Source organism: Streptomyces sp. NPDC051105 (assembly GCF_040682795.1).
Lineage (GTDB): Bacteria > Actinomycetota > Actinomycetes > Streptomycetales > Streptomycetaceae > Streptomyces.
Map to the genome: position 1 here is coordinate 326,878 of NZ_JBFBBR010000010.1, position 19,685 is coordinate 346,562.

General features: G+C 71.2%; 19 protein-coding genes and 1 pseudogene. 12 read left to right on the forward strand and 8 right to left on the reverse strand.

Annotated features, from left to right (window positions below; all coding sequences use genetic code 11):
• The first annotated feature begins 175 nt into the window (after positions 1 to 175).
• Positions 176 to 2,458 (forward strand): (Fe-S)-binding protein, encoded by a 2,283-nt coding sequence (locus tag AB0N16_RS25850; protein ID WP_365800517.1) that lies wholly within the window; start codon positions 176 to 178, stop codon positions 2,456 to 2,458.
• A 70-nt stretch (positions 2,459 to 2,528) separates the two neighbouring features.
• On the opposite strand, the gene AB0N16_RS25855 is transcribed toward AB0N16_RS25850, so the two are convergent.
• Positions 2,529 to 2,744: a DUF4177 domain-containing protein gene (locus AB0N16_RS25855; protein WP_365800519.1), complete on the reverse strand. Its 216-nt coding sequence runs from the start codon at positions 2,742 to 2,744 to the stop codon at positions 2,529 to 2,531.
• A 96-nt stretch (positions 2,745 to 2,840) separates the two neighbouring features.
• Positions 2,841 to 3,482, reverse strand: coding sequence for a TetR/AcrR family transcriptional regulator (locus AB0N16_RS25860; RefSeq protein ID WP_365800521.1), 642 nt, complete (start codon positions 3,480 to 3,482; stop codon positions 2,841 to 2,843).
• A gap of 131 nt (positions 3,483 to 3,613) precedes the next feature.
• Between AB0N16_RS25860 and AB0N16_RS25865 the strand changes: the two genes are divergently transcribed.
• Positions 3,614 to 4,384: an SDR family oxidoreductase gene (locus AB0N16_RS25865; protein ID WP_351708045.1), complete on the forward strand. Its 771-nt coding sequence runs from the start codon at positions 3,614 to 3,616 to the stop codon at positions 4,382 to 4,384.
• A gap of 54 nt (positions 4,385 to 4,438) precedes the next feature.
• Here the strand turns inward: AB0N16_RS25865 and AB0N16_RS25870 are convergent, their stop codons facing one another.
• Positions 4,439 to 5,545 (reverse strand): substrate-binding domain-containing protein, encoded by a 1,107-nt coding sequence (locus tag AB0N16_RS25870; RefSeq protein WP_365800643.1) that lies wholly within the window; start codon positions 5,543 to 5,545, stop codon positions 4,439 to 4,441.
• 455 nt (positions 5,546 to 6,000) lie between these two features.
• Here AB0N16_RS25870 and AB0N16_RS25875 point away from each other — a divergent pair, with 455 nt between their 5' ends.
• Positions 6,001 to 6,885, forward strand: a complete 885-nt coding sequence (locus tag AB0N16_RS25875) for a carbohydrate kinase family protein (protein WP_365800523.1) — start codon at positions 6,001 to 6,003, stop codon at positions 6,883 to 6,885.
• 162 nt (positions 6,886 to 7,047) lie between these two features.
• On the forward strand, positions 7,048 to 8,448 hold the full coding sequence (locus AB0N16_RS25880) for an alpha/beta hydrolase (RefSeq protein ID WP_365800525.1): 1,401 nt from the start codon (positions 7,048 to 7,050) through the stop codon (positions 8,446 to 8,448).
• Here the strand turns inward: AB0N16_RS25880 and AB0N16_RS25885 are convergent.
• Positions 8,431 to 8,757 carry a helix-turn-helix domain-containing protein gene (locus tag AB0N16_RS25885; protein ID WP_365800645.1) on the reverse strand — a complete coding sequence of 109 codons (327 nt, stop codon included), beginning with the start codon at positions 8,755 to 8,757 and terminating at the stop codon, positions 8,431 to 8,433. The two genes, AB0N16_RS25880 and AB0N16_RS25885, sit on opposite strands and share 18 nt — an antisense overlap.
• Between AB0N16_RS25885 and AB0N16_RS25890 the strand changes: the two are divergent.
• Positions 8,725 to 8,862 (forward strand): annotated as a pseudogene (locus tag AB0N16_RS25890) (ABC transporter permease); the annotation flags it as partial. The gene AB0N16_RS25885 and the pseudogene AB0N16_RS25890 sit on opposite strands and share 33 nt — an antisense overlap.
• Positions 8,863 to 8,975: 113 nt before the next feature.
• On the opposite strand, the gene AB0N16_RS25895 reads toward AB0N16_RS25890, so the two are convergent.
• The 4 genes from AB0N16_RS25895 to nac form a co-directional block, all read right to left on the reverse strand.
• Positions 8,976 to 10,007: an L-idonate 5-dehydrogenase gene (locus AB0N16_RS25895; RefSeq protein WP_365800526.1), complete on the reverse strand. Its 1,032-nt coding sequence runs from the start codon at positions 10,005 to 10,007 to the stop codon at positions 8,976 to 8,978.
• A 20-nt stretch (positions 10,008 to 10,027) separates the two neighbouring features.
• Positions 10,028 to 10,810 (reverse strand): SDR family oxidoreductase, encoded by a 783-nt coding sequence (locus AB0N16_RS25900; RefSeq protein ID WP_365800528.1) that lies wholly within the window; start codon positions 10,808 to 10,810, stop codon positions 10,028 to 10,030.
• A complete protein-coding gene (locus AB0N16_RS25905; RefSeq protein WP_365800530.1) occupies positions 10,807 to 11,802 on the reverse strand; it encodes a D-glycerate dehydrogenase in 996 nt (331 codons plus the stop codon). Before AB0N16_RS25905 ends, AB0N16_RS25900 begins: the two co-directional genes overlap by 4 nt.
• Before the next feature lie 88 nt (positions 11,803 to 11,890).
• Positions 11,891 to 12,808 (reverse strand): nitrogen assimilation transcriptional regulator NAC, encoded by a 918-nt coding sequence (gene nac / locus AB0N16_RS25910; RefSeq protein WP_365800532.1) that lies wholly within the window; start codon positions 12,806 to 12,808, stop codon positions 11,891 to 11,893.
• A 258-nt stretch (positions 12,809 to 13,066) separates the two neighbouring features.
• On the opposite strand from nac, the gene AB0N16_RS25915 reads away from it, so the two are divergent.
• The 7 genes from AB0N16_RS25915 (at position 13,067) to AB0N16_RS25945 (ending at position 19,662) form a co-directional block, all read left to right on the forward strand.
• On the forward strand, positions 13,067 to 13,849 hold the full coding sequence (locus AB0N16_RS25915; protein WP_365800534.1) for a 5-oxoprolinase subunit PxpA: 783 nt from the start codon (positions 13,067 to 13,069) through the stop codon (positions 13,847 to 13,849).
• Positions 13,849 to 14,562 carry a carboxyltransferase domain-containing protein gene (locus AB0N16_RS25920; RefSeq protein ID WP_365800536.1) on the forward strand — a complete coding sequence of 238 codons (714 nt, stop codon included), beginning with the start codon at positions 13,849 to 13,851 and terminating at the stop codon, positions 14,560 to 14,562. The genes AB0N16_RS25915 and AB0N16_RS25920 overlap by 1 nt, the downstream gene beginning before the upstream one ends.
• A complete protein-coding gene (locus tag AB0N16_RS25925) occupies positions 14,555 to 15,535 on the forward strand; it encodes a biotin-dependent carboxyltransferase family protein (protein ID WP_365800538.1) in 981 nt (326 codons plus the stop codon). The genes AB0N16_RS25920 and AB0N16_RS25925 overlap by 8 nt, the downstream gene beginning before the upstream one ends.
• Positions 15,536 to 15,610: 75 nt before the next feature.
• Complete coding sequence (locus AB0N16_RS25930) at positions 15,611 to 16,921, forward strand: MFS transporter (RefSeq protein WP_365800540.1); 1,311 nt, start codon at positions 15,611 to 15,613, stop codon at positions 16,919 to 16,921.
• Between the two features lie 57 nt (positions 16,922 to 16,978).
• Positions 16,979 to 17,722: an SDR family oxidoreductase gene (locus AB0N16_RS25935; RefSeq protein ID WP_351707965.1), complete on the forward strand. Its 744-nt coding sequence runs from the start codon at positions 16,979 to 16,981 to the stop codon at positions 17,720 to 17,722.
• 1 nt (position 17,723) lies between these two features.
• A complete protein-coding gene (locus AB0N16_RS25940; protein WP_365800542.1) occupies positions 17,724 to 18,953 on the forward strand; it encodes an aspartate transaminase in 1,230 nt (409 codons plus the stop codon).
• Between the two features lie 34 nt (positions 18,954 to 18,987).
• Positions 18,988 to 19,662 carry a 4-carboxy-4-hydroxy-2-oxoadipate aldolase/oxaloacetate decarboxylase gene (locus tag AB0N16_RS25945; RefSeq protein WP_365800544.1) on the forward strand — a complete coding sequence of 225 codons (675 nt, stop codon included), beginning with the start codon at positions 18,988 to 18,990 and terminating at the stop codon, positions 19,660 to 19,662.
• Positions 19,663 to 19,685: the final 23 nt, after the last annotated feature.

Here is a 19,685-nt window from a genome sequence, read left to right on the forward strand (position 1 = left end):
AGGCAGCGGCAGGTCAGGCACACCTCAGCGATTCAGATCACCTCGCACCTGACTACAGTGCGAGTAAAGATGCGGGTAGTCTCAGACCGACTGCATAAGTTACCGCTTAGTAATTTCGGGAACCCTCTCTCGCGAAGAGACCCGAAGAGACCCCTCGCAGGCCCGAGGAGCCCCCATGCAACTCGCCGCGATCATCGTGTCGCTGGTTCTGATCGTGGTCGGCGTGGCGTTGTTCGCCCGCGCCGTCCTGCAGATCTACAACTTCATGCGGCTCGGCCAGAACGTGCCCGCCGGCACCCGTACCGACGAGCCCGTGCAACGGACCGTCACGGTGGTCAGGGAGTTCCTCGGCCACACCCGGATGAACCGGTGGGGCATCGTCGGCGTGGCGCACTGGTTCGTCGCGGTCGGCTTCTTCTCGCTCCTGCTGACGATCGTCAACGCCATCGGCCAGCTGTTCCAGGCCGACTGGCTGCTGCCGGTCATCGGCGAGTGGCCGCCGTACAACGTCTTCGTCGAGTTCATCGGCACCATGACGGTCCTCGGCATCCTGGTGCTGATCGTCATCCGCCAGCTGAGCAAGCCGAACCGGCCGGGCCGCAAGTCCCGCTTCGCCGGCTCCAACTTCGGCCAGGCGTACTTCGTGGAGACGGTCATCCTGATCGTCGGCGTCTGCATCTTCATGCTGCACGCCCTGGAGGGCGCCCAGCACCACGTGGACTCCTACGAGGCCTCCTTCTTCATCTCCTACCCGGTGGTCTCCTGGCTGCGGGGCATGGACGTCTCCACGCTCCAGAACCTCACCTACTTCTTCGCCGGCCTGAAGATCGCGACCTCCTTCATCTGGATGATCGTGGTCGCCCTCAAGACCGACATGGGCGTCGCCTGGCACCGCTTCCTGGCCTTCCCGAACATCTGGTTCAAGCGCAACGCCACCGGTGAGACCTCCCTGGGCGCCCTGCTGCCGATGACCTCCGGCGGCAAGCCGATCGACTTCACCGACCCCGGTGACGACGACGTCTTCGGCGTCTCCCAGGTCGAGCAGTTCTCCTGGAAGGGCCTGCTGGACTTCTCCACCTGCACCGAGTGCGGCCGCTGCCAGTCGCAGTGCCCGGCCTGGAACACCGGCAAGCCGCTCTCCCCCAAGCTGCTGATCATGTCCCTCCGGGACCACGCCCACGCCAAGGCGCCCTACCTGCTCGCGGGCGGCGGCAAGACCATGGAGGGCGAGGAGAAGGCGAGCGAGGAGCAGCTGGCCGGGGTGCCCGCCGCCGCCCTCGCCGAGGCCGAGCGCCCGCTGATCGGCACCGCCGAGGAGAACGGCGTCATCGACCCGGACGTGCTGTGGTCCTGCACCACCTGCGGTGCCTGTGTCGAGCAGTGCCCGGTGGACATCGAGCACGTCGACCACATCGTCGACATGCGCCGCTACCAGGTGATGATCGAGAGCGCCTTCCCCTCCGAGGCGGGCACGATGCTCAAGAACCTGGAGAAGAAGGGCAACCCCTGGGGGCTGGCCAAGAAGCAGCGCCTGGAGTGGCTCAAGGAGGTCGACTTCGAGGTCCCGGTCGTCGGCAAGGACATCGAGGACCTCACCGAGGTGGAGTACCTCTACTGGGTCGGCTGCGCCGGCTCCCTCGAGGACCGCGCCAAGAAGACCACCAAGGCCTTCGCCGAGCTGCTGCACATCGCGGGCGTCAAGTTCGCGATCATGGGCGGCGACGAGAAGTGCACCGGCGACTCCGCCCGCCGCCTGGGCAACGAGCCCCTCTTCCAGGAGCTCGGCATGGAGAACGTCATGGCCCTCAACATGGCGTTCGGCGAGGAGACGGACGACGACGGCAAGGTGACCGAGGAGTCCCGCAAGCCCAAGTCGGCCAAGAAGATCGTCGCCACCTGCCCGCACTGCCTCAACACCATCGGCAACGAGTACCCACAGCTCGGCGGCGACTACGAGGTCATCCACCACACCCAGCTGCTCCAGCACCTGGTGGACGAGGGCAAGCTGGTCCCGGTCACCCCGGTCGAGGGCATCATCACCTACCACGACCCCTGCTACCTGGGCCGCCACAACAAGATCTACACGCCCCCGCGCGAGATCATCGCCAACGTCCCGGGCCTGCGCAACGAGGAGATGCACCGCCACAAGGAGCGCGGCTTCTGCTGCGGTGCCGGCGGCGCCCGGATGTGGATGGAAGAGCGCATCGGCAAGCGCATCAACAACGAGCGCGTCGACGAGGCGCTGTCGGTCAACCCCGACATCGTCTCGACGGCCTGCCCCTTCTGCCTGGTGATGCTCACCGACTCGGTCAACGGCAAGAAGAACGAGGGCAAGGCCAAGGAGTCCATCCAGGTCGTGGACGTGGCCCAGTTGCTCCTCGACTCCGTGAAGACCCCGGTCGACCCGGCGGGCGAGACGGAGCAGGAGAGCGCGCCGGAGCCGGAGCCGGTGAAGTAACCCGCGCACAGCGCAACGCCCCCCGACCCACTGCTTAGGTCGGGGGGCGTTCCGCTGTGGTCTGCCTCGGTCAGGCGCGCGGGCGCTCGAAGGTCAGCAGCAGGCCCTCGACGGCTCCGGGACCAATCCGGCCCTTGACGTCAGCGGAGGTGATGACCTTGAGGCCCCAGCCGTCCTCGGCGTGCTTGTTGAGGACCTTCTCCAGCTTGTCGCTGTCCAGCGCGTCGCCGACCAGCGACTCCCGGAAGGTGACGACCTTGTACTCGTACGCGTAGGCACTGCTCATGACTGCGGGATCCTCCTGCGGCGGGGCCGGGTCGGGACGGGGTTGCCGGAGCCAGACAATCACCCCGGGGCACCGCCGCACACCGCGGGACCGGAATTACGGGGCACCGGTCGCGTCAGGCCGCGGTGGCGGCCACCCACCCGGCCCGCTGACCCGGAGGTACTCGATGCCGGTGTCCAGGGCCGCTCTGAGGTGGGTCGAGTCACCGGTGGACATCATGATCGAGACACCGCCCTGGATGCCCGCGAGCAGTGCGGCGGACGTCCGGTCGACATCGAGGTCCGGTGACACCAGACCGTTCGCCTGGAGCGCGCGCATACCGCGGGCAAGCTGCCGCTGCCACTGGCGCATCAGCTCCGTGACGATCGCCCGTGCGCCGGGGCTGGACCGGCCGACCTGGAGGAACAGGGAGCCCAGGGGGCACTGGTCGCCCTGGAGTTCATAGCGTTCCACCACCGCGTCCCGCCACTGCCGCCAGGACTCCCAGGAGTCCAGCCGCCCCAGGTGCGGCTGCTGGTCCGCCAGGACGCGGTCCGCCTCGAACTGGGCCACCGCGAGCAGCAGGGCGTCCTTGCCGTCGGGGAAGTAGTGGAAGAGCTGGCTCTTGCTGGTGCCGGTGCGGCCGCGGATGTCGTCGAGCGTGGTGGCGGCGACACCCTGCGCGCGCAGCACCTCGGCGGCCCCCTCGACGATCCGGGCCCGGGTAGCGCGCCCCTTCGCGGTCAGCGTTTCCGGCATGCGACTCCTCCTCCGACTCCGTCAAAGCCCGTCCGCGCGATCGACTTTCTGGACTTGCTGGTCCATTTTATCCGACGCACAGTGGAGCGCACACCGCTCGGCACAGCAGACGGACTGAGGGAGACTGCGTCATGAGTGAACGGCTGCGGAACAAGACGGCCCTGGTCACGGGGTCGACCAGCAACATCGGGCAGGCGATCGCCGAGGCCTTCGCCGCCGAGGGGGCACATGTCATCGTGTCCGGGCGCAATGCGGAACGGGGCGCACAGGTCGTGGCGGGGATCCGCGCGTCCGGCGGCCTGGCCGACTTCGTGGCGGCGGACCTCGACGGCAGCCCGGAGGCTTCCCGGAGCCTGGCCGCCCGGGCCCGGGAGACCCTGGGCGGGCGGATCGACATCCTGGTGAACAACGCCGGCATCTATCCGTCCCCGGGTACCACCGGCACCGACGAGGAGACCTTCGACAAGGTCTACGGGGTGAACGTGAAGGCGCCGTTCTTCCTCACCGCCGCCGTCGCCCCGGCGATGGCCGAGGCCGGCGGCGGGGCGATCATCAACCTCGGCTCGTGGATCGCCCGGCTCGCCGTCCCCGTCGGCGCGCTCTACAGCTCCACCAAGGGGGCCATGGAGACCCTCACCCGGGCCTGGGCGGCGGAGTTCGGCCCCCAGGGCGTGCGGGTGAACGCCGTCTCGCCGGGCGTGATCCTGCCCCCGGCCCCGGCGGGCGCGGAGCCCCATCCGGGCGAGGTCATGATGAAGGGCACCCCGGCCGGCCAGGTCGGCACCCCCGACGCCATCGCCCAGGCCGTGGTCTGGCTGGCCGGCGACGAGGCGGCCTTCGTGCACGGGACCGTGGTGGATGTCGACGGGGGCAGGACCGGGGTCGCCGTCATCGCCGCGTAGCGCGGATCACGGCCTGGGAGTCCGGGGCCGATGGCGGGTGTGCGGGCCGGTCCGCTACTCCAGACCGATCGCCGCGCAGTCCGCCGCGTACGTCGGGGTGCAGATCTGGGCGACGGTGTAGACGCCGTCCGCGACCACCGTGTCCTTGATGTTGTCCCTCGTGAGGGAGACCACCGGCACGAGCGTCGCGGGGATCTTCCGCCGGGTCGGGCTGTCGACCGTGTCTCGGGTCAGCGCGTCGTACTGGATGTCACGGCCCTGCGTCCTGTACACCGCCATCTTGGCGGCCTGGGTGGCCTCGTCCAGGAACGACTTGTAGACGGTCATGTACTGCTCGCCCGAGACGACCCGCTGCACCGCGTCCAGGTTCGCGTCCTGCCCGGTCACCGGCGGGATCGTGGTGGCCCCCGCTTCCTTCATCGCGCCGATGACGGCGCCGGCCATGCCGTCGTTGGCCGAGTAGACGGCGGCGATGTTCTTGAGGCCGACGGCCTGGATGGCCTTCTTCATGTTCGCCCCGGCGACCTCCGGCGACCACTTGTCGGTGTCGTACGACTTCACGATCCGGACCTTGTTCCGGAACTCGTCGAGGGCACCCTCCTTGAAACTGGCGGTGTTCGGGTCCGCGGGGTCGCCGTTCATCATGACGATCTCGCTGGTCGCCGCCTTGCTGCCGAGCGCTTCCATGACGGCGCGGCCCTGCACCTCGCCGACGAGTTCGTTGTCGTGGGAGACGTACGCGTCGATCGGGCCCTGGGCGAGGCGGTCGTAGGCGATGACGGGGATGCCGGCGTCCTTCGCCTTCCGGACGTCCGGTGCGATGGCCTTGGCGTCGACCGCGTCCACCAGGATGATGTCGACCTTCTGGTCCACCATCCGGCGGAACTGCCGGCTCTGGGCGGCCGGGCTCGCCTCGGCGTTGGCATAGACGACCTTGCCCTTGCCGTGGGTGAGGGAGGCGACCTCCTTCCTGAAGATGGGGTGGTCGAAGGTCTCGAACCGGGCCGTGTCCTTGTCGGGCAGGAGCAGTCCCACCGTGATGTCGTCCCCCTTCGCCGCGGACGGGGAGTCACCGCCCCCGCCGATGCTGTCGACGACACCGCACGCGGTGAGCGCGAGAGCGGACGTGGAGGCGGCCACGGTCAGGGCGATACGGGGCACGGGGGTGCCGCAGAGGACAGGAGCGCTCACATCAGGCGCCTTCCGAGTGGGGGGAGCATCATGCGCAACCGATGACGTGAAGGAAGCAAACGCGGAGCGGCCGGGCACGTCAAGACGTAAGGACAACAAGGCCGTTGGGGTGAGCGGGGCGTAGCGCGGCGGGACGTGGCGGCGAGGTGATGGTTGTCGCTGGTCAAGAGGGCGCCGGTGAAGGTGCGGTGTGGATCGCCGGGTTGGTGGGATTCCCGCGGGGCCGGGCCGGGGGTCCGGCCGAAACCACGAGAGCCCGCCGGTCACTTCGCGGGCGCTATCACCATGACGGTGTTCTCGGCCGCCCTCCACTGGCACCGTTGCCCCTTGTCCGCCGTGCGGGCGGTGCGGTTGTGGTGCACTGGCAAGGACACGGCGAAGACATGGCGAAGGCATCGCAAGGGTTGTCGCGAGGGAGTCCGATCATGGCGTTGGCCTTGTTCTGCGGAGACATCGCGTTCGACGTCGCGCTGCGCGTCGCCCGTTTTCCCGAACCGGACGAGAAGACGCACGCGTTCGAGAACCTGGTCGGCGCCGGCGGAGTCGTCGCCAACTCGGCGGTCGCCTGCGCCCGGCAGGGGGTCGGCGCGGCTCTGCTCGCCGTCGTCGGGGACGACGTGTTCGGTGCCTACGCCACCGACTACCTGGCGGCGCGCGGCGTCGGGGTCACCGGCGTCAGCACGACACCGGGCAGGACGGCGGTGTCGGTGTGCACCCTGGCCGAGGACGGGGAGAAGCGGCTCGTCTACACCTCGTCGGTGTCGCAGTATCCGCCGCCGGAGCGGCTGCGCGAGGCCGACCTGGACGGTGTGGACTGGATCCACACCTCGTGCCTGGACCCCGAGGCCGCCGCGGTCCTGGCCGAGCGGGCCCGGGCCGCCGGCATCCCGCTCTCCGTCGACCTTGAGCCCCATGCGCTCGGCCACGGCGCGGCGGCCCTCGCGCCGGCCTTGTACGGGGCGGAGGTGGTCTTCCTCAACGACCGGGCCGCGGCCGAGGTCGGCGACGTCCGCGGTTTCGCCGCCCGGCACCGGCTCGGGTCGGTCGTGCGCACCCAGGGGTCGCGGGGGGCGGTCCTGACGGACGGGTCCGGGGACGTCGCCGTCACGCCGCCGCCCGCCGACCGGATCGTCGACACCACCGGAGCGGGCGACTGCCTGGCCGGGGTCTACATAGCCCGCTCCCTGTCCGGCCAGGATCCGCACACGGCGTTACGGGCGGCGGTGGCCTCGGCCACGTACGCCTGCGGCCACCTCGGAGCCCAAGGGGGCTACCCGGACCGGGAGACGACGGACGGGCTCCTGCGCTGACGCCCTGGTCGACGGCCGGCAGCGACTGGCACGGCGACAGCAATGTTGGGCATTCCATTGACGGCAGCATGAAATCAGCCCTACATTCCAGGACGCCTTCGTTCAGTGCACTGAGTACCGCGCGCGCACTCCCCCACGTACACGTACAAGGAGCCGCCCCCCATGTCTGCCGTCACCCGCTCCCGCGCCTCCCGCACCCGGCTGCGTATCGCCCTCGCCGCCCTGGCCACGCTCGCGTCCTCGGTCCTCACCGCCCTCCCCGCACCCGCCGCCGAAGCGGACACCGCGGCCGCCGGCCACCTCACCGGCACCCTCGCCGACGGCGCCACCTGGATCGCGGACGTGCCCGAGCGCTGGAACGGCACCCTGCTGCTGTTCAGCCACGGCTTCGGCCCCGCCGTCGCCCAGGACGCCCCCACCGCCGACGTGCGCACCGAACTGCTCGCGGAGGGGTATGCGCTGGCCGGGTCGTCGTACGACCCGAACGGCTCGATGTGGGCCCTGAACAGCGCCGAACGCGACCAGTTCGCGGCCCTCGACGCGGTCACGGCGGAGATCGGCACGCCCCGCCGCACCCTGGCCGTCGGCCAGTCCATGGGCGGGCTCGTCAACGCCCAGCTGGCCCGGGACGGCGGCGGCCGTATCGACGGCGCGCTCGGCCAGTGCGGCCTGGTCGCGGGCGCCACCGACCTGGACAACTACCAGCTCGACGCCGAGTACACGATCGCCCGCCTGCTCCTGCCCGGACAGGACCTGAAACTCGTACGGTTCGACACCGCCGCCGACGCCGCCACCACCGCCGCCCTGCTCACCAAGGCGGTCACCGACGCCCAGGGCACCGCGCAGGGCCGCGCCCGGATCGCGCTGGCCGCAGCCTTCCTCAACCTGCCCGCCTGGTCCCCCGGAAAGGACCGGCCCGCCGCGACCGACTGGGTGGGCCAGGAGGCACAGCAGTACGACTGGTTCGCCCAGGGCATCCTGTCGTTCGTCGAGGGCGGCCGGTACGCCGTCGAGCAGTCCGCCGGCGGCAGCAACTCCTGGAACCGGGGCGTGGACTACGCCCGGCTGCTCGCCGGTTCCGCACACGCGCCCCAGGTCCAGGCCCTGTACCGGGCGGCCGGCCTTCACCTGGACGCCGACCTGCGCACGCTGACCGAGCACGCCACGATCACCGCCGATCCCGGCGCCGTCCGCACCGCGCAGCGGACCTCCGCCGCGGGCCAGGGCCTCGAGGTGCCGTTGCTCGACATACACACCACCGCGGACAACCTGGTGCCCGTCGAGCAGGAGAACCGCTTCGCCGCCCGGGTGCGCGCCGCCGGCGACGGCGCGCTGCTGCGGCAGGCCTATGTCGAGCGGCAGGGCCACTGCGCGTTCACCACCGCCGAGACGGTGGCCGCCCTGCACGCCCTCGAACACCGCGTCGGCACCGGCCGCTGGGACGACGCCGCGACCCCGGCCGCACTCCAGCGGTCGGCCACCGCACTCGGGCTGGACGGGGCCGCCTACGTGCCGTACCAGCCGGCCCGGTTGACGGTCGGACGGTCACCGTCCCGGGTGTGAGGGCGGCACCAGGGCCTGGAGCGCGGACAGCGCGCCGTTCGTGATCGGGGACGGCGGCGCCGACTCGGGCGGGACCGTACGGAAGGCGCTCGGGGGCATGCCGTAGACCGCGCGGAACCGGCGCGAGAAGTGGTAGGCGTCGGCGAAGCCGCACTGGACCGCTATGGCGCGCAGCGAGAGGTTGCTGAGCCACAGCAGCGGCTCCGCCCGTGCCAGGCGCAGCCGTTCCAGCTGATCTTCCTCATCGTCCGGGCCGCACCCGGCGACCCCGCGACCGTGCTGCTCGGCCCGGACGCCGACCAGAGCCAGATCGACAGCCTGCGCGCCTCGCTCGGACTGGACCGGCCGCTCGGCGCGCAGTACCTCAGCTACCTCGGTGACGTCTGCCGCCTTGACTTCGGTGAGTCGCACCGGCTCGGCAGGCCCGCCATGGACGCGGTCCTGGACCGGCTGCCCGCCACCATCGACCTCACGCTGACGGCCACCGTGATCGCGGTGCTCGTGGGGCTGACGAGGCCGTGCCGGGATTATTCGCCGCCCAGGTCCAGCAGGACCTTGGAGGCTCTCGTGCGGTCGCCGGCCAGGTCGAACGCCTCGACCGCGCGGGCCAGGGGCAGGGTGTGGCTGATGACCGGGCCGACGTCCAGGCCGGAGGCCAGGAGTGCGAGCGCGTCGTCGAATTCGTGGTCGAAACGGAAGGCGCCCCGGAGGCTGATCTCGCGGGTGACGACGACGTTGCCGAGGAAGCCGGTCTCGCCGGGCGGGAGCAGTCCCAGGAGGACGACCGTGCCGCCCCGGCGGACCCGCTGGACACAGGTGCCCAGCCCCGCCCCGGAGCCGGACGCCTCCACCGCCACTTCGACTTCGTCCGGCCAGGCCGGGTCGTCGGGGTGGTCCGCCCGGACGGTGGCCGTGGCGCCGACGCTCCTGGCGATGTCCAGCGGGGCGTCCAGCAGGTCGCTGACGATCACCTCGGCGGCTCCCGCGTGCCGCAGCGCGGCGACCACCAGGGAACCGATCGGACCGGCCCCGGTGACCAGCACCCGCTTGCCGGCCACTTCCCCGGCGCGGCGCACCGCGTGCAGGGCGACGGAGAGCGGCTCGGCGAGTACGGCGCGGCGAAGGTCGAGCCCGGCCGGCAGCACCCGTACCTGGTCGGCGGGGACGACGAACCGCTCGGCGAAACCACCCTGGACGTGCGGCATCCGGGCGGCGCTGCCGAGATAGCGGGCGTGACCGCACACGTTCCGCCGGTCACGCGCGCACTCCGGGCAGTTCCCGCACGGGGTGGCCGGGTGGACCGCCACCGGGGTGCCGACGGCGGGGCCGCCCTCGGTACCGGGGCCGAGGGCGGCGACCCGGCCGACGACCTCGTGGCCGAGCACCAGCGGTTCGCGGACCCGGAAGTCGCCGACCGAACCGCGGTGGTAGTAGTGCAGGTCCGAGCCGCAGACGCCGCCCAGGGACGCGGCCACGAGCACCTGTCCGGGGCCGGGCAGGCCGGGGTCCCACTCCTCGACCCGGAGATCGCCCGCCTTGTGGACCACGCACGCGTACATGTGATGCTCCTTCCGCCCGGTCACAGGACCGACAGCATGCCGCCGTCGACGTACAGCACCTGCCCGTTGACGAAGTCGGACGCGGGGGACGCCAGGAAGATGAGGGCGCCGATCAGGTCGGAGACGCGGCCCCAGCGGCCAGCCGGGGTGCGCCCCCGTACCCATGCGCTGAACTCCTCGTCCACGACCAGTGCCGCCGTGAGTTCGGTCTCGAAGTAGCCCGGCCCCAGGCCGTTGACCTGGATGCCCGAGGGGCCGAGGTCCGCGCACATGCCCTTGGTCAGCAGCTTCAGGCCGCCCTTGGTGGCGGAGTAGGGGGCGATGCCGGGCCGTACCGTCTCGCTCTGCACCGAGAGGATGTTGACGATCTTCCCGTGTCCGCGCGGGACCATCCGGCGGGCGACCTCCCGGCCCACCAGGAAGGCGCTGGTGAGGTTGGTGCCGATCAGGCGGTGCCAGTCGTCGTCGGTGAAGTCGAGCAGCGGCGCGCGGTGCTGGGCCCCGGTGTTGTTGACGAGGATGTCGATCGGGCCCACCTCGTCCTCGATCGCGGCGACGTGCGCGGCCACGGCGGCGGAGTCGGTCACGTCGAAGGGGTAGGCGAACACCGCGGAGGCGAACGCGGGGGATTTTCCGGCGAGTTCGTCGCGGGTGCGGGCGAGGGCCGTCTCGTCACGGCCGTTGAGGACGACCGTGCAGCCGGCCTCCAGCAGCCCCTGGGCCAGCGCCCGCCCGATGCCGCGGCTGGAGCCGGTGACCAGCGCGATGCGCCCGGCGATGTCGAACAGGGGGCTGGTCGTCATTCCGGCTCCGCCTTCGTGCCCGGCAGCGGCGTGCGGGCCGGGCGCCCGTCGAGGACGTCCAGGATGTTGTCCACGGCGAGGTCCACCATCGCCGCGCGGGTCGCCTCGGTGGCCGAGCCGATGTGCGGCAGGGCGAACAGGTTCGGCCGGGCGGTCAGGTCGGCCACGTCCGCGCCGCGCGGCTCACGCTCGTAGACGTCGAGCCCGGCCGAGTGCAGACGGCCCTCGTCGAGGGCGCGCAGCAGGGCGGCCTCGTCCACGACGCCGCCCCGGGAGGTGTTGACCAGCGTGGCGGTCGGCTTCATGACCCGCAGTTCCGCGGCGCCGATCAGGTGGCGGGTGGCGTCGGTGAGCGGGACGTGCAGCGAGACGATGTCGGACTGGGCGAGGAGCTGCGGCAGCGCGGCCGGGGTGGAGAGGCCGTCGGCGGCCGAGCCGGACCGGTCGTGGTGCAGCACGCGCATGCCGAAGCCGGCGGCGCGCCGTGCCACCGCCCGGCCGATCTGCCCGTAGCCGACCAGGCCCAGGGTGGCACCGTGCACGTCCAGGCCGAGGTAGTCATCCATCCGGAACAGGTCCCACGCCCCGGAGTGCAGCGCGTCACGGGCCACACCCAGCCGGCGGCGGGCGGCCAGGATCAGCGCGAACGCCAGGTCTGCGGTCGTCTCCGCCAGCACCCCCGGGGTGTGGGTCACCACGACCCCGCGCTCGGCCGCGGCCCGCTGGTCCACGCTCTCGAACCCCATGCTGGCCAGGCTGACCACCTTCAGGGCAGGACCGGCCGCGTCCAGCAGTTCGGCGTCGACACGGTCGTTGCCCAGGGCCAGAACGGCGCTCACGCCGCCCTCGGCCGCGGCGAGCGAGGCCAGTTCGGCCGGCTCCGGTCTGCCCGTGCCCGTCCAGCGCACGACGTCCGTCTCCGGACGGGACGCCAGCCGGCGCAGCCCCCCGCCGGGCAGAGTGCCACGAGTACTGAGCACGCGCTCTTTCATCCACCACTCCCACGCTGCTTTTGCGTTACGCCGGTGAAAACTTTAGTCAGCGCTCAGCCGACGCGACCAATACCGGATTCGTGTGACGTCATCGGGTGTCGGGATTCCCGCCGAATTCATTGATCAGCTCATGAAAGAGATCGTGTACGGCGAGGGCGGGTTCCGACAGCGGCTGGTGATCGGACGTGCACAGGGAGAGCTTGACCTCGATCGTGGGGTCGACGATCCGCCGCACCACCAGACTCCGCACGTCGAGGATGACCTGGGCCGCCGACCACGGCAACACGGTGGCGCCGAGACCGGCACCGACGGCACTGGTCAGGGTCAGGACCGACTCGATCTCACCGACGACCCTCGGTTCCAGGGAGACATGGCGGAAGGCGGCGTCCACGACGTGCCGGATGGTGTGGATACGGCTGGGCAGCAGCAGGCCCACACCGGCCAGCTCGGCGATGGAGACCTCGTCCCGGTCGGTCGCCGAACCGGTGCCCGGCGCGGCGACCAGGTACAGGTCCTCGGTCCGCATCGGCTCGAACTGGACACCGCGTACCGGACCTGCGTCGTAGATGAACGCCATGTCCATCCGGCCGGTCATGATCGCCTCGCTGATGACACCGCCGAAGTTCTCGTTGATGTGCAGCAGGATGTCCGGGTAGCGCTCGCGCACGGCCCGCAGCAGCGGCAGGGCCAGCGCGGCGCCGGTGCTGTACGGGGCCAGGCCCACCGAGACGCTCCCGGCCGGCGCCCGCCCGGACACGTCGACCGCCGCCTGCGCGTGTTCGAGCTGGCGCAGGATCAGCTGGGCGTGGCGGTAGAGGGCACGCCCGGCCTCGGTCGGTGCCACCCCGCGCTTGCTGCGGATCAGCAGCTGCTGCTTGAACTGCGTCTCCAGCATCGAGACCTGCTGGCTCAGCGCGGGCTGCGCGATGTGCAGGATGTCGGCGGCGCGCGTGATGCTCCCGGCGTCGACGATCTTCACGAACGAGTACAGACGCCTGGTGTCCATCGGCGGCCTCCAGCCCTGACAGGAGGGCTCATCGTACGGGCGGCCCGGGCGGCCCGAGAGTGAGCGGTGTCATATCCCGCCCTTATCACGTCACACACAACGGGTATTTGAAGCGCCGATCCGCCGGTACTACGGTCACCGAAACGCGGAATTCCCGGCCGACGGCGACCCGCCGAAGAAATTGCAACGGCCACGTTAATCGCGTTTCGGATTCATTTCCCCGGCTTCCCGATTTTCAGATTCTGGGCGGAGGACGACATGACGCACACGGTCGATCTCGTGGCCGACCTCGGCGAGGGGTACGGCCCCTGGACCATGGGGGACGACGAGGCCCTCCTCTCCGTCCTCACCTCGGCCAACATCGCCTGCGGCTTCCACGCCGGCGACCCACGGATCATGGACGCCACCGTCCGCCACTGCGTGGACCGCGGAGTCGCCGTCGGCGCCCATCCCAGCTTTCCCGACCGCGTCGGCTTCGGCCGCCGCGCGATGGACCTGACCCCGGACGAGGTCCGCACCGACGTCCTCTACCAGGTCGGCGCGCTCCAGGCGTTCGCCGCCGCGCACGGCACCCGGGTGGGGCACGTGGCCCCGCACGGCCGGCTCGGCAACCTCGTCGCCACCCGGCAGGACTACGCGGTCGCCGTGACCGAGGCGATCGCCTCCCTCGACCCCTCGCTGATCGTCCTGGCGCAGGACGGCGAACTCGCCGACGCCGCCCGCGCCCGCGGCCTGCGCGTCGCCGTCGTCGGCATCGCCGACCGCGCCTACCAGGACGACGGCACCCTCGTGCCGCGGAGCGAACCCGGAGCGGTCATCCACGACGAGCGGGAGATCGCCGAACGCACCGTCCGGATGGTGACCGAGGGCGTCATCCGCAGCGTCGGCGGCCGTGACCTCCCCGTCGACTGCGACACCGTCCTGCTGCACGGCGACACGCCCGGCGCCATCTCCCTCGCCCACCGCATCCGCAAGGAACTCCTGGCGGCGGATGTCGGGATCGCCCCGCTGACCGCCGTACTGGACGGGAAGAGCACCTGATGAACGGCGACATCCGCATCGCGGACTGCGGTGACTCGGCCATCGTGGTGAAGGCCCAGGGCGCGGGGGCCTGGCGGCTCGTCCACGCCCTCGCCGACGCGGTCGAGGCGGCGGCGGTGGCCGGTGTGTACGGCATCGTCCCGGCCTACGACTCCCTCCTCGTCGAGTTCGACTGCGCCACCACGGACCACGACACGGTCCGCCGCGCCCTGCGGCGGGCGACAGCCCGACTCACCGACGGCACACCCCCGTCGCCGTCCCCCCGGCGCTTCACCGTCCCGGTGGTCTACGGCGGCGAGCACGGTCCCGATCTCCCCGTCGTCGCGGACCGGCTCGGCCTGACCGAGCGGGAGGTCGTCGCGCTGCACACCGCCCAGGACCTGACCGTGCGCTGTCTGGGCGCACCCGTGGGGGCGCCGATGATGGACGGTCCCGCGTTCCCGGCGCCGGTGCCGAGGCTGGCCTCGCCACGGACCAGCGTGCCGCCCGGCTCGGTCGCGGTGGCCGGCCGGCAGGCCGTGATCTGCCCGATGCGGTCTCCCGGCGGCTGGCCCCTCCTCGGCCGTACCCCGCTGCGCGTCCTCGACCTCGACGCCGAGCCGCTGACGCCGTACCGGCCGGGCGACACCTTCCGGTTCGTGCCGATCACCGCGGAGCAGTGGCGCGACCACGACGGCGCGATGCTCTCGGCCGAGGCGGTGACCCGTGGCTGACACCCTCACCATCCACCGCGCCGGACTCACGACCCTCCAGGACCTCGGCCGCCCCGGCCGCTCCCGCCACGGCCTCCCCGTCAACGGCGCGCCCGACCAGTACGCCGCCCGCGTCGCCAACGTCCTCACCGGCAACGACGAGAGCGCGCCGCTGCTGGAGATCACCGCGGCGGACTTCGGCTGCACGCCCTCCGCGGACGTACTCGTCGCCGTGACCGGCGCCCCCGCCGACCTCACCGTCGACGACGTCCCGCGCCCCCGCTGGGAGCCCGTCGTCGTCCGCGCGGGCGAGACGATCCGCGTCACCGGCATCAGGGTCGGCGTCCGCGCCTACCTCGCCGTCCACGGTTCGCTGGAGGCGCCGTACCTGCTGGGCAGTTGCGCTCCCGACACGATCCTCGGCTTCGGCCGCACCTTGCGGGACGGCGACCAGATCGCCGTACGGACGGCCCTCCGCGCCCCGATCGGCCACCGGGTCTACGGCATCCCGCTGTTCCGTGTGCACGCGCCCGTACCGCGTCTCGCCGGGGCGACGGCATGGACGATCGACGTCACCGACGGTCCCGACCTGGCGGAGTTCGGCGACTCGGCCGACCGGCTGTTCCGCTCGGAGTTCACCGTCACCCCGCGGAGCAACCACATCGGCCTGCGCATGTATGGCGACGTGCCGCGCAGGACCGCGACCGGCGAGGTGCTCTCCCGGGGCGTCCCCGTCGGCGCGATCGAGGTGCCCGCGGGCGACGAACTCCTCGTCCTGCACCGGGGCCGCGGTGTCACCGCCGGCTACCCCGTCCTCGCGGTCGTCACCTCGACCGGCCTGGACGCGCTCGGCCAGGCCCGCCCCGGCCAGGCCGTCCGCTTCCGGCGCTGCACGGTCGCCGAGGCGGTGGCCGCGTACCGCTTACAGCGCGCCGGCATCGACGCCCTGAAGACCCGCATCCGCACGGTGTTCGACGCCCACCGCATCCCCTGACTCCCCATGCACGTCCCCGCACGTCAGTGACACCCCGTCCCCGAAAGCGCACGAACGTCATTGAAGGAGACCGCCATGGCCACCGTGGCCGCCCAACCGACCCCCAACACGGTCGATCCGAGAACCGCTCGCAAAGTCACCCTCGCCGGCTGCGTCGGCATCTTCGCCGAGCTCTACGACAACGGCATCTTCGGCTTCATGGCGGGCACCCTCGGTGCCGTCTTCTTCCCCGACTCGGCCAACGCCGTCCAGCTGGTCTTCCTCGGCTACGCCGTCTCCTTCTTCTTCCGCCCGCTCGGCGGTGTCATCTGCGGCCACCTCGGCGACCGCATCGGCCGGCAGCGGATGCTCGTCTTCGTGATCATGCTGATCAGCGCGGCGACGGCGGCCATCGGCCTGCTGCCGACCTACGCGGCCATCGGCATCGCCGCACCCGCCCTGCTGATCCTGCTCCGGGTCGCCCAGGGCTTCTCGGTCGGCGGCGAGGCGTCCGGCGCGATGAGCTTCCTCGCCGAGCACGCGCCGGAGGGCAGGCGCGGCCTCTACACCAGCTACGCCCAGATCGCCTCCTTCCTCTCGCTGCTCACCGGCACGCTCATCGCCGCCGCGCTGACCAGCGGCCTCGGCGCGGACCGGATGGAGTCCTGGGGCTGGCGGATCCCGTTCCTGCTGGCCATCCCGCTCGGCGTCACCGGCATCCACATCCGCAAGCGGATCAGCGACACCCCGAACTTCACCCGCCTCCAGGAGAGCGGCGGCCTGGCGAGGAACCCGCTGAAGGAGGCGTTCTCCTCCGCCGAGCACCGCCGCGCGATGCTCCTCGCCCTCTTCATCCCGCTGATGAACGGCTCCGGCTACTACGTCCTGTTCAGCTACATGCCGACCTTCATGAGCAGCGAACTCCACTTCAGCAAGGTGCAGGGCCTGCTCGTCACCGCGAGCAGCCTGGTCGCCATCTCGGTCGCCATCCCCTACATGGGCCGGCTCTCCGACCGGGTGGGGCGCAAGAAGGTCCTCGCGGGCGCCGCGATCGCCATGGCGGTCGTCGCGATCCCCTGTTACCTGCTCATCGGCACCGGCGACGTCCCCCTCGCCGTCCTCGGCGCGTGCGTCATGGCCGTCGTCTTCGCGGGGCACACCGGCGTCATCCACATCCTGCTCGTCGAGCTCTTCCCGACCCGGGTGCGCTACTCCGCCTACGGCCTCGGCTACAACATCTCCTCCGCCCTCTTCGGCGGCACCGCACCCCTGCTGATGACGTGGCTCATCGCCGAGACCGGCAACGTCAACATGCCCGCCTTCTACGCCGTCGTGACCGCGCTGGGCACGCTCGCCGCCGTCTCCAGGGTCCAGGACAGGGCGCACCAGCCCCTGCGCGACGCGTAGTCACACCACCGCGCCGACCACTCCACCCCCCACCCCGCACCTCTGGGAGTAGTTCACATGCCCTTCTCCGACTACAAGACCGCGCTCGTGACCGGTGCCTCCACCGGAATCGGGGCCGTGGTCGTCGAGCGCCTGGTGAAGCAGGGGCTCGAAGTCCACGCCGTGGCCCGCAACGCCGACCGCCTCGCCGACCTGGCCCGGCGCACCGGCTGCGTGCCGCACGCCGTCGACATCACCGACACCGCCGCCCTGACCGAGGCCCTGCGGGGCATCGAGGTCGACGTCCTCGTCAACAACGCCGGTGTCTCCCGCTCCGGGAACATCCTCACCGCCGACGAGTTCGCCGTCGACGAGCAGGTGGCGGTCAACATCCAGGCGATACTGCACCTGGTCCGCCTGCTCATGCCGGGGATGGTGGAACGCGACCTCGGGCACATCGTCAACATCAGCTCGATCGCGGCCGTCTACAACTTCGGCGGCAACACGATCTACCACGCCACCAAGGCCGCCGTACACACCCTCTCCCGCCAGCTCCGCGTCGACGGCTACGGCCACCGCATCCGCGTCACCGAGATCTGCCCCGGCCGGGTGGAGACGGAGATCTTCGGCCGGCTGCTCGGCGACATGGAGGAGGCGCAACGCGTCTACTACGACGGCTACGAGTCCCTCAAGCCGGAGGACATCGCCGACGCCATCGACTTCGCCATCGACTCACCGCGCCATGTGAACATCGGCCACGTGGAGATCCTGCCGACCTTCCAGGTGCCGGGCGGCCTCAACTTCGAACGGCGGGCGGACTGACATGGCGGACACGGCAGTCACGGCCCTGGCCCGGCGGGTCGACCGCATCAAGCCCTCCCCCAGCACGGCGGCCGCCCAACGCGTCCGCGAACTCAAGGCGCAGGGCCACCGGATCCTCGACCTCACGGTCGGCGAACCGGACTTCGACACCCCCGACCACGTCAAGGCGGCGGCGATCGAGGCGATCGGCCGGGGCGAGACCAAGTACACGCCCGTGAACGGCACCCCCCAACTCCGCGCCGCCATAGCCGGCAAGCTCACCCAGCGCCACGGACTGGCCTACGCGCCCGACCGGATCACCGTCGGCGGCGGGGCGAAGCAGATCATCTTCCTCGCCCTGATGGCCACGCTCGACGCGGGCGACGAGGTCATCGTCCCCAGCCCGTACTGGGTGTCGTACCCGGACATGGTCCTCGCCAACGACGGCACCCCGGTCGTCGTCCCCTGCCCGGAGTCCGACGGCTTCAAGCTGACGCCGGACCGTCTGGAGTCCGCGATCACGGACGCCACCCGCTGGCTGATCCTCAACGCCCCGAACAACCCGACGGGCGCGGCCTACACACCGGACGAACTGCGCGCCCTGGCCGACGTGTTGCTGGCCCACCCGCACGTCCTCGTCCTCACCGACGAGATCTACGACGAGATCTGGTACGGCGACGAGGGCCCCGACGGACTCCCCACCACCCTCGCCGCGGTCGAACCCCGGCTCTCCGAGCGGGTGTTCCTCACCAACGGCGTCTCCAAGACGTACGCCATGACGGGCTGGCGGATCGGCTACGGCGCCGGCCCGGCCGGCCTGGTCGGCGCCGTCAACAAGCTCCAGTCCCAGATCTCCTCCTGCCCCTCGTCGATCAGCCAGGCGGCCGCCACGGCCGCGCTCACCGGCGACCAGGGCTTCATCGACGACTGTGTCGCCGTCTACCGGGCCCGCCGGGACGAGACGGTGAAGATGCTGACCGACATCCCGGGCCTGACCTGCACGCCACCGAGCGGCGGCTTCTACGTCCTGGTGAACTGCGCGGGACTGCTGGGCCGGCACACCCCGGCCGGCGAACGCATCGCCACGGACGAGGAGTTCGCCGCCCACCTCCTGGAGTCGCAGCGGGTGGCGGTGATCCACGGGGCGGCCTACGGAGCCCCCGGCTACTTCCGCATCTCCTTCGCGACGTCGAGCGCGGTCCTGACGGAGGCCTGCGAACGCCTCTCCACCGCCTGCGCCGCCCTGACCTGACCTGACCCTTCACCCGCTCCTCGGAGAGAGACCCATGCTGCGTGTGAACACGAAGTTCGACCGCCCCGATCCGGACCTGGTCGAGCGACTAGGTGCCTACTCCACGGCCACCATCCACGAGGCGCAGGGCCGGCTCGGCGCCCTGAGTTCGACGATCAAGCCGGTGTCGGACACCATGTCGCTGTGCGGCCCCGCCTTCACCGTGCGCTGCGCGCCCCGGGACAACATCATGCTCCAGGTGGCCATCGCCCACGCCCGGCCCGGCGACGTCATCGTCGTGTCCGCCGGTGAGTACGCCGAGGCGGGCTCCTTCGGCGACGTCCTGGCCAACGCCTGCGTGGCCAAGGGCCTCGGCGGACTGATCACCGACACCGGCGTCCGCGACACCCGGGAACTGCGCGACCTCGGCTTCCCGGTGTTCTCCCTCGGCGTCTCCATCAAGGGCACGGTCAAGGAGACCGTCGGCCCCATGGCGGAGCCCGTCCTGGTCGGCGGCGAGCTGATCCGCCCGGGCGACGTGGTGCGCGGTGACGCCGACGGTGTCGTGGTGGTCCGCCGCGAGGACCTGGCCGACGCGGTCCGCCTCTCCCAGGAACGCGTGGACGCCGAGACCGGGTACATCGCCGCCTACCGATCCGGAAAGAGCGTCATCGAGGTCAGCAACCTCACCGCGGTCCTCGAAGCGAAGGGCCTGGTCATCGAGGAGTGACATTGCCCGGACGCGGAAACGGC

What these genes read in the sequence shown, in the direction of transcription:
- AB0N16_RS25850 (WP_365800517.1), top strand. Translation starts at nt 176, where the DNA reads ATGCAACTCGCCGCGATCATCGTGTCGCTGGTTCTGATCGTGGTCGGC.
- AB0N16_RS25855 (WP_365800519.1), bottom strand. Translation starts at nt 2,744, where the DNA reads ATGAGCAGTGCCTACGCGTACGAGTACAAGGTCGTCACCTTCCGGGAG.
- AB0N16_RS25860 (WP_365800521.1), bottom strand. Translation starts at nt 3,482, where the DNA reads ATGCCGGAAACGCTGACCGCGAAGGGGCGCGCTACCCGGGCCCGGATC.
- AB0N16_RS25865 (WP_351708045.1), top strand. Translation starts at nt 3,614, where the DNA reads ATGAGTGAACGGCTGCGGAACAAGACGGCCCTGGTCACGGGGTCGACC.
- AB0N16_RS25875 (WP_365800523.1), top strand. Translation starts at nt 6,001, where the DNA reads ATGGCGTTGGCCTTGTTCTGCGGAGACATCGCGTTCGACGTCGCGCTG.
- AB0N16_RS25880 (WP_365800525.1), top strand. Translation starts at nt 7,048, where the DNA reads ATGTCTGCCGTCACCCGCTCCCGCGCCTCCCGCACCCGGCTGCGTATC.
- AB0N16_RS25895 (WP_365800526.1), bottom strand. Translation starts at nt 10,007, where the DNA reads ATGTACGCGTGCGTGGTCCACAAGGCGGGCGATCTCCGGGTCGAGGAG.
- AB0N16_RS25900 (WP_365800528.1), bottom strand. Translation starts at nt 10,810, where the DNA reads ATGACGACCAGCCCCCTGTTCGACATCGCCGGGCGCATCGCGCTGGTC.
- AB0N16_RS25905 (WP_365800530.1), bottom strand. Translation starts at nt 11,802, where the DNA reads ATGAAAGAGCGCGTGCTCAGTACTCGTGGCACTCTGCCCGGCGGGGGG.
- nac (WP_365800532.1), bottom strand. Translation starts at nt 12,808, where the DNA reads ATGGACACCAGGCGTCTGTACTCGTTCGTGAAGATCGTCGACGCCGGG.
- AB0N16_RS25915 (WP_365800534.1), top strand. Translation starts at nt 13,067, where the DNA reads ATGACGCACACGGTCGATCTCGTGGCCGACCTCGGCGAGGGGTACGGC.
- AB0N16_RS25920 (WP_365800536.1), top strand. Translation starts at nt 13,849, where the DNA reads ATGAACGGCGACATCCGCATCGCGGACTGCGGTGACTCGGCCATCGTG.
- AB0N16_RS25930 (WP_365800540.1), top strand. Translation starts at nt 15,611, where the DNA reads ATGGCCACCGTGGCCGCCCAACCGACCCCCAACACGGTCGATCCGAGA.
- AB0N16_RS25935 (WP_351707965.1), top strand. Translation starts at nt 16,979, where the DNA reads ATGCCCTTCTCCGACTACAAGACCGCGCTCGTGACCGGTGCCTCCACC.
- AB0N16_RS25940 (WP_365800542.1), top strand. Translation starts at nt 17,724, where the DNA reads ATGGCGGACACGGCAGTCACGGCCCTGGCCCGGCGGGTCGACCGCATC.
- AB0N16_RS25945 (WP_365800544.1), top strand. Translation starts at nt 18,988, where the DNA reads ATGCTGCGTGTGAACACGAAGTTCGACCGCCCCGATCCGGACCTGGTC.